Annotated in this window: 11 protein-coding genes; 5 read left to right on the top strand and 6 right to left on the bottom strand. The window is 68.4% G+C overall.

Annotated elements, in window-relative coordinates:
- Positions 1-162 precede the first annotated feature (162 nt).
- Positions 163-1,356 (bottom strand): acyl-CoA dehydrogenase family protein, encoded by a 1,194-nt coding sequence (locus ABD212_RS08545; protein WP_344093379.1) that lies wholly within the window; start codon positions 1,354-1,356, stop codon positions 163-165.
- Between the two features lie 59 nt (positions 1,357-1,415).
- Between ABD212_RS08545 and ABD212_RS08540 the strand changes: the two genes are divergently transcribed.
- The 5 genes from ABD212_RS08540 (at position 1,416) to ABD212_RS08520 (ending at position 6,228) form a co-directional block, all read left to right on the top strand.
- Complete coding sequence (locus ABD212_RS08540) at positions 1,416-2,411, top strand: hypothetical protein (RefSeq protein WP_344093377.1); 996 nt, start codon at positions 1,416-1,418, stop codon at positions 2,409-2,411.
- Between the two features lie 150 nt (positions 2,412-2,561).
- Entirely contained in the window at positions 2,562-3,569 is a 1,008-nt protein-coding gene (locus ABD212_RS08535; RefSeq protein ID WP_344093375.1) for an ABC transporter ATP-binding protein, read from the top strand.
- Positions 3,566-4,381: an ABC transporter permease gene (locus ABD212_RS08530; protein ID WP_344093373.1), complete on the top strand. Its 816-nt coding sequence runs from the start codon at positions 3,566-3,568 to the stop codon at positions 4,379-4,381. The genes ABD212_RS08535 and ABD212_RS08530 overlap by 4 nt, the downstream gene beginning before the upstream one ends.
- Positions 4,382-4,453: 72 nt before the next feature.
- Positions 4,454-5,626: a sensor histidine kinase gene (locus ABD212_RS08525; RefSeq protein ID WP_344093370.1), complete on the top strand. Its 1,173-nt coding sequence runs from the start codon at positions 4,454-4,456 to the stop codon at positions 5,624-5,626.
- Entirely contained in the window at positions 5,623-6,228 is a 606-nt protein-coding gene (locus tag ABD212_RS08520; protein WP_344093368.1) for a response regulator transcription factor, read from the top strand. Before ABD212_RS08525 ends, ABD212_RS08520 begins: the two co-directional genes overlap by 4 nt.
- 21 nt (positions 6,229-6,249) lie before the next feature.
- Here the strand turns inward: ABD212_RS08520 and ABD212_RS08515 are convergent, their stop codons facing one another.
- From ABD212_RS08515 to ABD212_RS08495, 5 genes are all read right to left on the bottom strand, one after another.
- Positions 6,250-6,375, bottom strand: a complete 126-nt coding sequence (locus ABD212_RS08515) for a hypothetical protein (RefSeq protein WP_344093367.1) — start codon at positions 6,373-6,375, stop codon at positions 6,250-6,252.
- Between the two features lie 106 nt (positions 6,376-6,481).
- Complete coding sequence (locus tag ABD212_RS08510; protein ID WP_344093364.1) at positions 6,482-8,161, bottom strand: dipeptide ABC transporter ATP-binding protein; 1,680 nt, start codon at positions 8,159-8,161, stop codon at positions 6,482-6,484.
- Positions 8,158-9,135 carry an ABC transporter permease gene (locus ABD212_RS08505; protein ID WP_344093362.1) on the bottom strand — a complete coding sequence of 326 codons (978 nt, stop codon included), beginning with the start codon at positions 9,133-9,135 and terminating at the stop codon, positions 8,158-8,160. Before ABD212_RS08505 ends, ABD212_RS08510 begins: the two co-directional genes overlap by 4 nt.
- The gene (locus ABD212_RS08500; protein WP_344093359.1) at positions 9,135-10,211 is read right to left on the bottom strand and encodes an ABC transporter permease; all 1,077 of its coding nucleotides are present in this window, start codon (positions 10,209-10,211) and stop codon (positions 9,135-9,137) included. The genes ABD212_RS08505 and ABD212_RS08500 overlap by 1 nt, the downstream gene beginning before the upstream one ends.
- Positions 10,212-10,305: 94 nt before the next feature.
- Positions 10,306-11,940 carry an ABC transporter substrate-binding protein gene (locus ABD212_RS08495; protein ID WP_344093357.1) on the bottom strand — a complete coding sequence of 545 codons (1,635 nt, stop codon included), beginning with the start codon at positions 11,938-11,940 and terminating at the stop codon, positions 10,306-10,308.
- Positions 11,941-12,032: the final 92 nt, after the last annotated feature.

Genomic DNA, 12,032 nt, shown 5'->3' with positions numbered 1-12,032 from the left:
GCATTTCCCGACAGCAGGAGGGTGTGTGCACGTCGTCCGGCTTCTCGCGCGCTGGGGTGCGTGCGGACAACCCTCCTATGGTACCGGATGCCGGGTTCCCGGCCGAATCGGCGCGTTCGGCCCGTTTCGTCTCGCTTCGCTCGCTCAACGACCCGGGCCCGCCTACCGGAACGCGGACATCCCGGTCAGGTGCTGGCCGAGGATCAGCGTGTGCACCTCGTCGGTCCCTTCGTACGTGCGGACGGACTCCAGGTTCGCGGCGTGCCGGATCGGGGAGTTCTCGAGCAGCACCCCGTCGCCCCCGAGTATCGTCCTCGCCTCGCGCGCTATCGCGATCGCCTCGCGCACGTTGTTGAGCTTGCCCAGCGAGATCTGCGCCGGGGTCAGGGTGCCGGCATCCTTCATACGCCCCATGTGCACCGCGAGCAGCGATCCCTTCTGCAGCTCGAGCACCATGTCGACGAGCTTCTGCTGCGTGAGCTGGAACCCCGCGAGTGGGCGCCCGAACTGTATGCGTCTCAGGGCATGGGCCAGGGCCGCCTCGCAGCTGTCGCGCGCTGCACCCATCGCGCCCCAGATGATGCCGTACCGCGCCTCGTTGAGGGCCGCGAACGGCCCGCTCAGTCCGCGAGCACCCGGGAGGAGGGCATCAGCGGGAAGGCGGACATCGTCGAAATGCAGCTCGCACTGCACCGACGCGCGCATCGAGCCTTTCGGTTCGAGAACCGAGACCTCGAAGCCGGGAGCGTCCGTCGGCACGATGAATCCGCGGACCCCCTCGTCCGTCTGCGCCCAGACGACCGCGATCTGGGCGATCGATGCGAGCCCGATCCAGCGCTTCGACCCCGTCAGGATCCAGTCGTCCCCCTCACGGCGGGCGAAGGACTTCATGCTCGCGGGATCCGACCCCGCGCTCGGCTCGGTCAGGCCGAAGCAGCCGATCACCTCGCCCCGCGACATCCGGGGCAGCCACTCCTGTTTCTGCTCCTCGGTTCCCCACCCCTGGATCGAGCCCATCGCGAGCGAGCCATGCACGGACACGAATGTGCGGATGCCCGAGTCCCCTGCCTCCAGCTCGAGTGCCGCGAGGCCGTACTCGACGGCGGAACGGCCGGGGCATCCGTATCCGTCGAGGGTCATGCCGAGGACGCCGAGCTCGCCGAGTTCGGGCACCAGCTCGGCGGGGAACACCGCACGGTCGAACCAGTCCGCGATGCCCGGCCGGATGCTCTGGTCGACGAAGGCGCGCACCCGGTCGCGCACGGCGCGCTCGTCATCGCTCAGCAGCGCATCGATGCCGAGGATGTCGGATGCCGCGCGCAGCGCCTCGAGATCGTCGGGGTTCCTCGGTTGCATCTGCGGGCTCCTTGCCGGGTGTGGTTCGATCCTGCCCTGCTCACTCGTACCTTTGGTGCATGGAGTGGACGGCCGACGTCGCAGCGGGAGACTGGCTCAAGGAACGGCTCGACGCCGGCCCGGCGTGGACCCGGACGATGCACGGTGTCGTGCCTCGCGGCTTCCCGGCATATGCCCGGATCTTCCACCCCGCGACGCGGGATCGTCCGGTCGGCGTGCCGTGGCCGGCGCTGCCCTACGCCGCGCATGCGAGGGAATGGGATGCCTTCCAGGAGTCCCGCCCCGAGATCGACGAGGAGCGGGTGACATGGGCCGACACGGCGCACGCCTTCGGAACGACGATGCATGCCCGTGCGCAATGGCACCGGATCGTCGGTCCGCGGCTCGTCGACGGTGAAGACGGACCGAGGGATGCCGCGGGCTGGCGCTACTCGGATCCGCAGCCGGGTCAGCTCGAACCGGATCTCGTCTCCGTTGTCGCCAGGACGCTCACAGCGCACACGACCACACCTGACGACGGGTTCATCGCGCTGTGGGAAGGCTGGGGAGGAGTCGTCGGAGCGATGGGCTACGGGCCCTCCCGCGTGCTCGCGACGGCGACGGACGATTCCTCCGAGGCCGGCGCCCGCCATCAGGAGTTCCTCGCGCACGCCGCCCGCGACTCGTTCAACGACGTGTTCCGCAAGCCGTCATGGCAGCCCGGTGTCCTCTCGGACGAGATCTCGAGGGGACCCCGGCTCAGCCTGCCGAACCGCGATCACGTGCTCTTCCGGGCCGGTGTGTCCGAACTCGCCCGCAGCGAGTGGGTGCTGACAGCGCCGTGGCGCGACACCGAGCTCGAGAGGCACGGCTTCGCCCCGACCGCCGAGAGCCCGAGCCTTGTCTGGCCGGTGGACAGGGCGTGGGTGCTGGTGACGGAGGTCGACTACGACTCGACGATCGTCGCAGGATCCCAGGACCTCAGCCGCGCGCTCTGCGCTGATCCTCGCCTCGAGGCCCTCCCGATCGACGAAGGCGCCGACCTCACCTCGGATGCCGACGGGGTGAACCGGTGAGCGGCCCGACGACCGCGGCATCGACATGTTCCGGTTCTTGCCCTGACTCCGGGCTCGGCGGTGCGGAGGCGGCGATCCATGACGGATGTCATGGGCAGGTCATGACGGCCGTGTGAGACCCGGCGCCCTCCGCTGCGCGAGGGTGGAGTCATGGAGACGACAGAACTCGACGCGACACGTGCGGCCGCGACATCCGCCCCTTCACCGCTCGCGGTCGACGCCACCGACCTGCACAAGGGCTTCGGGTCGGTGCGCGCCGTCGACGGAGTGACGCTGCGGGTCGAGCCCGGCGAGATCGTGGCCTTCCTCGGCCCGAACGGGGCCGGCAAGACCACCGCTATCGACATGCTGCTCGGGCTGTCGCATCCCGATTCCGGCGAGGTGCGGGTGTTCGGCGAATCGCCCCGTGCGGCGATCGCCCATGGGCTCGTCTCCGCGGTGCTGCAGACCGGCGGCCTGCTCAAGGACATCACCGTCAAGGAGACCCTCGACCTCACTGCGAGCCTCTTCGCCGATACCCGCCCCATCGCCGAGGTCATGCAGCGCGCAGGCATCGCCGAGATCGCGGCGCGGCGCGTGGGCCTGTGCTCGGGGGGCCAGCAGCAGCGTCTGCGATTCGCGATGGCGCTGCTGTCGGATCCCGGGCTGCTGATCCTCGACGAGCCGACGACCGGGATGGATGTCGAGGGCCGCCGGTCGTTCTGGAGCGCGATCCGCGCCGACGCCCAGCGCGGGCGCACGGTGCTGTTCGCGACGCACTACCTCGAAGAGGCCGACGAATACGCGGACCGCATCGTCCTGATGAGCCGCGGCCGGATCGTCGCCGACGGGACCACCGCCGAGATCAAGAACCTCGTGTCCGGCCGGGTCGTCCGCGCCACCCTCGCCGGTGCGGATGCCGTCGCGCTGGCCGCTCTGCCGGGCGTCGACGACGTCGAGATCAAGGGCGATCGCATCGCGCTGCACACCAGGGACTCGGATGCCGTCGCTCGCCATCTGCTCACCACCACGACGGCGCGGGACGTTGAGATCACCGCCCAGAACCTCGAGAGCGTGTTCGTCGCGCTGACCTCGGACACAGGCGCCGGCATCGACACCCCCGGCACTCGCGCCGCCCGCAACGAAGCCGCCCGCAACAGCGAAGGATCACGCTCATGACCACGACCGCATCCACCTCGCGCGTGGCGCTCGACCGCCGAGTGCCGCCGTTCGGAGGCTTCACCCTCACCTATCTGGGCATCGAGCTCAAGCGGAAACTGCGCAACCGCCGCACCGTGATCTTCACGATCGCCTTCCCCGTCCTGATGTACATCCTCATCGGGCTGCCGCTGCGCGATCAGCCGCTCACGCAGACTCCGATCTCGCAGGGCGGCCCGTCGGTGGCCGCGTACATCATGGTGTCGATGGCGATGTACGGCGCGATGATGTCCGCAACGCAGACCGGCGCCGCCGTCGGTGTCGAGCGTGCGCAGGGCTGGAGCCGCCAGCTGCGCCTCACGCCTCTCAACCCTCTCGTGAACGTCGTGATCAAGATGATCGCCGGCATGATGCTCGGCCTGCTCGCCATCGTCGCCACGTATATCGCGGGCGCCGTGAGCGGCATCCAGCTGTCGCCGTTCCAATGGATCGTCACGGGCATCACGGCCTGGCTTCTCGCCGGCGCGGTCTTCACCACCCTCGGGCTCATGGTCGGCTACATGGTGCCGGGCGAGAACGCGGCCCAGATCACGAGCCTCGCGATCGTGCTGCTGTCATTCCTCGGCGGCCTCTTCTACCCGGTCAGCAGCATGCCGGACTTCATGCAGACGATCGCGGCCTTCACTCCGGTGTACGGCATCAGCCAGATCGCCCGCGCTCCGCTCACCGGAGAGGGTGTGGATGCCCTGTGGTTCGTCAACGCCCTGGTCTGGCTCGCGATCTTCGTCGCGGGAACCGTGTGGGCCCTCCGCCGGGACACGAAGCGGGTATGACGGATGCCGCCCCCCGGCCGTGCGAGCCCACTCCGGCTTCGCGCGGCCGGGTGCGGCTCTAGGGTGATGCACATGCGCGCGAACACGCGGAAGGACGGCGACGGCGCCGGCCCGGATTGGCCGATCAGCTCGCCGTCGGTGGCGTTCGTGCGCCGCGACCCGCTGCCCGGAGCGCTCTGGACCCGCGGTGCCGTCAGCTGGTACACCGGGGCGTCCATCGCCCTGCTGTGGCTGATCAGCCTTGCGCAGTCGGTCGTCGAGGCCTCGACCTCCGCGTGGTCGGCCGGGCTCGGCATCGCGTTCATCGTCGTCTTCGCGGCGGCGTTCCTGGTGTCCGCGCCCATCGCGTGGACTCTTCCGGTCGCGGGGCGGCTGTGGGTGTGCGGGACGCTGTTCGCGCTGACCTTCCTGCTCTTCCCCTGGCTCGGCTGGGGCATCGCCGGAGCGTGGACGTACGTCGGCGTGATCATCGGCATGTGCGTCTTCCCCTGGCGCCTGACGTGGCCGCTCATCCTGGGGCTCGGGCTGCTTGCGCTGCTGATGAGCGCGGTCACTGAGGGCTGGTCGGAGGGGATCCTCTGGCAGCCTGCGATCATCGTGTCGATCTCGCTGATGATGGCCGCGTTCGGCCGCACCACCGCCGCGATGAACCAGCTGCGAGCCACGCAGGCGCAACTCGAAGAGCTGGCCGTCGAGCGCGAGCGAGGGCGCGTCGCGCGCGACATCCACGACATCCTCGGTCATTCGCTGACGGTGATCACCGTCAAGTCCGAGCTCGCCGGCCGCCTCGTCGACGTCGACCCGGAACGGGCGAGGACCGAGATCGCCGAGGTCGAGACGCTGGCGCGCGGCGCGCTCGCCGATGTGCGTGCGACCGTGGCAGGGGTTCGCGGTGTGACTGTGAGCGGCGAGCTCGCCGCGGCGCGGTCCGCGCTGAGTGCGGCCGGGATCAGCGCCGAGCTGCCCTCGTCGACCGATGCCGTACCGCCGGACCGGCGCGAGCTCGCGGGGTGGGTGGTGCGCGAGGGCGTGACCAACGTGCTGCGGCATTCCGCGGCATCCGTGTGCCGTATCACGCTCGGCCCGGACGGAGTGGAGATCGCCGATGACGGTGTCGGCCCGACCGCCTCTGCCGCAAGCTCGACCGGTCTCAAGGGCCTCCGCGAGCGAGTCGAGGCCGTGGGGGGCCGGATGACGGTGGGCCGCGGCGATCTCGGCGGGTTCAGCCTGAGGGTCGAGCTGTGATCCGGCTGCTGATCGCGGACGACCAGGCGCTCGTCCGCGGAGCGTTGTCGGCCCTCCTCGGCCTCGAGCCCGACATCGAGGTGGTCGCCGAGGTCGGTCGTGGTGACGAGGTCGTCGCAGCGGCGCTGGCCTCGCGGCCCGATGTGGCGCTGCTCGACATCGAGATGCCGGGCATGGACGGACTCGAGGCGGCGGCGATGCTGCGCGAACGACTGCCCGCGTGCCGGGTTCTCATGGTGACGACCTTCGGCCGGCCCGGATACCTCAGGCGCGCGATGCAGGCCGGCGCCTCGGGCTTCGTGGTGAAGGACACCCCCGCGGCGCAGCTCGCCGACGCGGTCCGCCGCGTCTCTCAGGGGCTTCGGGTCGTGGATCCCGCTTTGGCCGCCGACTCGCTCGCGCAGGGCGATTCCCCGCTCACCGAACGGGAGTCCGACGTGCTGTCGACGGCACGCACCGGCGGCTCGATCGCCGACATCGCACGCATGCTGCACCTGTCCGAGGGCACCGTGCGCAACCACTTGTCGAGCGCGATCGGCAAGACCGGGGGACGCAACAGAGCGGATGCCGCCCGCATCGCAGAGGAGAACGGCTGGCTGTGAACGGCCTGGGGTCTCGCGATATCACCGGCGACGCATGATCAGCCGGTGCAGTGGTCCGGCGAGAAGCAGCAGGAACATCGCCCAGTAGCCGACCGCCGGGAAGACCGGCATCACGGTGAGGGCGAGAAGGAACAGCGCGATGGTCACCAGGTCGGCTGTCAGCCCGTTCCGCAGTCGCGTAGGTCTCGGGGTGGTCGGTCATAGCGCTACGGTAGCGGCCGATGCGCACCAGCTCGGCGATCGCCGGGGGTGGTCAGGCGCTCCGGGTCGCCCGCCACACCGCGCGACGCGCGGCCTGTTCCGCAGGATCCGGCACGGGCAGCGACGCGAGGAGCGACTTCGTGTAGTCGTTCTGTGCGTTGCGCAGCACCTGCGACGTGGTGCCCTCCTCGCGAATCGTGCCCTGTCGAAGCACGACGATGCGGTCCGCGACCTCGTCTATCACGGCCAGGTCGTGACTGATGAACAGGCTGGCGAAACCGAACTCGCGCTGAAGCTCGGCGAACAGCTCGAGCACGCGTGCCTGCACCGACACGTCGAGCGCGCTCGTCGGCTCGTCGGCGATGAGCAGCTTCGGGTCGAGGGCCAGTGCTCGGGCGAGGGATGCTCGCTGGCGCTGACCGCCCGAGAGTTCGTGGGGGAACCGATCCCCGAAGCTGATCGGGAGATGGACGGCATCGAGCAGCTGGTTCACCTTGACTCGCGCCGCTCTGGGACTGCTCGCGCGGCGATGCACGATGAGCGGTTCGCCGATGCACTCGGCGATCGTCAGCAGCGGATTGAAGCTCGTCGCCGGGTCCTGGAACACGAAGCCGATGTCGGGCCGGGTCTTCGCCAGCCGACGGGTGGTCGCGCCGCGCATCTCGGTGCCGAGCACCTTCAGCGAACCGTCAACGACCGCCGTCAGGCCGACGATGGCACGGCCGATCGTCGTCTTGCCCGAACCGGACTCGCCGACGAGGCCCAGCACCTCGCCAGGGCCGATCCAGAAGTCGACGCCCTTCACGGCGACCACCCCGGCGTTGCCGAATCGTCCGGGGTAGGCGATGTGCAGGTTCTCCGCGACGACGAGGCTCCCCTCGGGAGCGGAGGTCGGCGCGACGGCCGCCGGATCCTGGGACGCGCTCTTGCCGCGGCCGACGTGCGGTACCGCGGCCAGCAGAGCACGGGTGTAGTCCTGCCGCGGGTTCGCGAACAATTCGCCCACCGGCGCCTGCTCCACGATCTCGCCCTGGTACATCACGATCACGCGGTCGGCGAGGTCGGCGACGACGCCCATGTTGTGGGTGATCAGCACGATGGTGGCGCCGAACTCGTCGCGGCAGGTGCGCAGCAGTTCGAGGATCTCAGCCTGCACGGTGACATCGAGCGCGGTCGTCGGCTCGTCGGCGATGATGAGGCCCGCGTCGAGCACGAGCGCCATCGCGATCACGATGCGCTGTTTCTGACCGCCCGAGAACTGATGGGGGTAGTGATCGACACGCTGCTCCGGTTCGGGGATGCCGACCTTGCGGAGGATCTCGACCGCCTTGGCGCGGGCTTCCTGCTTCGAAAGCTTCTCGTGCATGCGCAGACCCTCGATGATCTGCCAGCCGACCGTGTACACGGGGTTCAATGCGGTGGAGGGCTCCTGAAAGACCATCGCGGCATCCCGGCCGCGCATCTCCCGGAGCTCCTGATGCGTGGCGTGCACGACATCCGTCTCGCCCCCATCGCGTCCCTGGATCACGACGGCACCCGACAGCGTGGCCGTCTCGGGCAGGAGGCCCAGCAGCGCGTTCGCCGTGACCGTCTTGCCCGAGCCGGACTCGCCGACGATCGCGAGCACCTCGCCCGCGTGCGCTTGGAGCGAGATGCCCGAGACGGCGACGACGGGATCGCCGTCCGTGGCGAAGGTGATCCTCAGGTCATCGACCCGTGCGACGTCGTTCATGACGCATCCTTCGCACGGCGGCGGCGGCGCAGTCGCGGATCGCTCAGATCGTTGATGCTCTCGCCGATCAGCGTGATGCCGAGCACCACGAGCACGATCGCGACGCCCGGCGGGATCGCGGTCCACCAGATGCCGCTCGTGACATCGGAGACCGAGCGGTTCAGGTCATAGCCCCACTCGGCGGCCGCCGTCGGCTCGATGCCGAAGCCCAGGAAGCCGAGCCCGGCGAGCGTGAGGAGCGCCTCGGAGGCGTTGAGCGTGGTGATGACGGGGATGGTCCTCGTCGAGTTGCGCAGCACGTGACGGAACAGGATGCGGCTCGTCGGAACGCCGATGACGCGCGCGGACTCGACGAACGGCTCGTTCTTGACCCGGACCACCTCCGAGCGCACGACGCGGAAGTACTGCGGCACGAAGACGACCGTGATCGAGATGGCCGCAGCGAGGATGCCACCCCAGAGCGTCGACTGGCCATGGCTGATGACGATCGACATCACGATCGCGAGCAGCAGTGCGGGGAACGCGTAGATCGCGTCCGCGATCACCACGAGCACGCGATCGAGCCAGCCCCCGAAGTAGCCGCTGATCAGGCCGATGGCCACGCCGAGGAAGATCGAGAAGACGATCGCGCACAGGATCGCCAGGAGCGCTGTCTGCGCCCCCCAGATGGTGCGCGAGAGCACGTCGAATCCGCTGACGGTCGTGCCCCAGAGATTGATCGGATTGGGCGGCTGCAGCGTGCCGAAATCCACGCCGTCGACCGACTGCTGAGCCCAGCCGTACGGGGCGATGAACTTCGCGAAGACCGCGGTCACGATGAACAGAGTCGTGAGCGCCATGCCCGCGATCAGCATCACCCGCTGCAGTCCGACGCTCTGGCGCAGCTGCGATATCACCGGGATGCGGTCGAGCAGAGGCTTCTTGCGAACGGTCAGCGCGGCGGGTGCGGTGGGGACCGCGGCATCCGTGGTCATCAGTATCTCACCCTCGGGTCGAGGAGGACCGCGATGACATCGACCAGGAAGTTCGCGAGGGCGACGATGATGGCGATCATGATCACGATGCCCTGCACGGCGACGAAGTCCCGGGACTTGATGTAGTCCGAGAGCATGAAGCCGATTCCCTTCCACTCGAACGACGTCTCGGTCAGCACCGCTCCCGACAGCAGCGCGGCGATCTGCAGGCCCATCAGCGTCACGATCGGGATCAGCGCCGGGCGATAGGCATGCTTCGTGACCAGGCGGTACTCGCCCACACCCCGGGAGCGGGCGGATGTCACGTACTGCGCGTCCAGGGTGCCGATCACGTTCGTGCGCACCAGCCGGAGGAAGATCCCCGCCGTCAGGATGCCGAGGGCCAGGCCCGGGAGGACCGCGTGCCAGAGCACGTCACCGACGGCGCCGACGTTGCCCAGCCGTATTGCGTCGATGAGGAAGATGCCGGTCGGATTCGGAAGGCTCTGCAGCAGCAGTTCGGTGCGGGTCGAGGCGCGCCCGGCGACCGGCAGCACGCCGAGCCAGACCGAGAAGACGAGCTTGAGCATGATCGCCACGAAGAAGATCGGCGTCGCGTAGGCCAGGATCGCGGCTATCCGCAGCCCGGCGTCCTGCCAGCGGTCGCGGCGGTAGGCGGCGATGAGCCCGAACGGGATGCCGATGACGAAGGCGACGATCAGCGCGTAGAAGGCGAGCTCGAGGGTCGCCGTGCCGTACTGCAGGAGGATCGTCGAGACCGGGCGATTGTCGGTGATGGTCGTGCCGAAGTCGCCGCGGAAGATTCCGGCGAGGTAGTCGAGGTACTGCACGACGATCGGCCGGTCGTAGCCGGCGGCGTGGATGCGCTCCGCGAGCTGATCCGGCGGCAGGCGACCGCCGAGCGCGGCCGTGATCGGATCGCCGGTGAGCCGCATCAGGAAGAAGACCACGGTCACGAGGATGAAGATCGTCGGGATGACCAGCAGCAGACGGATGGCGATGTAGCGCCACAGCCCGCCGCGCTGAGCGGTGATGGGCTTGGAGATGATGTCGGCCGTGTCGACTGCTGAAGCCATGGGGGAACCTTACTGGGAGAGCGACGCGGGCCGGAGGACCGGCATCCGATGCCCTGGAGACACGCGGATGCGGCCCACCGGCCCGCGAAAGGCGCTACTTGTGCAGCGGGGCGTAACGGAACTTGAACGACGCGTCGAGAGTGGTGCCCACGACGCCCTTCCCCACGACCGCGATCTGCGTTCCCTGAATGACGGGGATGGTGGGCAGGTCCTTCGCGACGAGATCCTGGATCTGCTCGATCTGGGTCTTGCGCTGATCGGCGTTGGAGTTCGTCGCCTCCTTCACCAGCATGTCCTGCACCTCGGTGTTGGTGTAGTGGTTCTGCAGGAACGAGTTGGCGGAGAAGAACGGCGTCAGGTAGTTGTCCGCGTCCGAGAAGTCCGGGAACCAGCCGAACTGATACAGCGGGTAGCCGTTGACGCGCTGCTTCTGGTACGTGACCCACTCGGTCTGAGCGATGTTGACCGTGAACAGGCCGCCGGCTTCCAGCTGCGACTTGATCTTGGCGTACTCGTCACCGGACGCGACGCCGTAGTGGTCCGCGTTGTACTGCAGGTTCAGGGCGACGGGCGTTGTCACGCCCGCAGCCTGCAGGGTCTGCGTGGCCTTGTCGAGGCTGGGGCCGCCGCTGCCGTCGCCGTAAAGGCTCTTGAGGGACTCGTTCGCGCCTGTGAAGCCCTGCGCGACGTACGAGTACAGCGGGGTGAAGGTGTCCTTGTAGACGTCCTTGGAGATCGCCGCGCGGTCGATCAGATCAGCGGTCGCTTGACGCACGGCGAGCGCCTTGGCGGCGTCCGCATCCTGGGTCTTGGCGCCGAAGGGCATGGTGTCGAGGTTCCACGTGATGTAGCGGATGGCCCCACCGGGGCCGTCCACGACCTTGACCTTGTCGTTGGTCCTGAGGTCGGCGATGTCGGTCGGGGAGAGGCTCGGGAACGCCACATCGATGTCGCCGTTCGCGATGTCGAGCTTGAGGTTCGAGGCATCTGCGTAGTACTTGACCGTGATGCCCGAGTTCGCGGGTGCACCGAGCTCGCCCTGATAGTCCTGGTACGGCGAGTAGGAGATGAGTTCGTTGACCTTGTACGAATCGATGACGTACTGGCCCGCGAAGGCCTTGCCCTTGATGATGTCGTCGTCGGCGGTCACCTTGTCAGGCGAGAAGACCTGCTCGTCGACGATGGGAGCGGCGGGGCTCGACAGGATCTGCCCCCATGTCTGGTCGTTCGCGTTCTTCAGCGTGAAGACGACGGTCGTGTCATCGGGCGTAGCGATGCTCACGAGATTGCCGAGCAGCGACGACGGCCCGTTCGGGTCGGCGATCTTCACCTGGCGGTCGAACGAGAACTTGACATCGGACGAGGTGAGGTCGTCGCCGTTGGCGAACTTCAGACCCGGCTTCAGCTTGACCGTGTACTCGGTCGGCGAGGTGTACTCCGCCGATGTTGCGATGTCGGGCGTGACGTCGGCCGTTCCGTACTTGCTGTTCAGCAGGAACGGGTAGATCTGGTTCATGACCGCGAACGAGCCGTTGTCGTAGGAACCGGCCGGGTCGAGCGACGTGATCTTGTCGGTGGTGCCGATGATCAGCGGCTCACTCGAGGCGTTGCCGCCGCCGGTCGAGCCTCCCGTGCCGCCACCGGCGCAGCCGGCGAGAAGGAGTGCCGAGGCCCCGAAGGCCCCGAGGGCGAGACCGAGACGGCCCCGTCCGCTGTGGTGCAGTGACATAGTGGTACCTCTGCTGTGAACGAGACGGCCGCGTCGGGAAGGCGCGGCCCATCCGCCTATCTTCACCCGGCCCCGCACTCAGGGCAATCCGG

This window comes from Microbacterium deminutum (assembly GCF_039530205.1).
In the GTDB taxonomy this organism is placed as follows: Bacteria; Actinomycetota; Actinomycetes; order Actinomycetales; family Microbacteriaceae; genus Microbacterium; species Microbacterium deminutum.
This window is presented reverse-complemented; position numbering and strand designations above follow the sequence as displayed.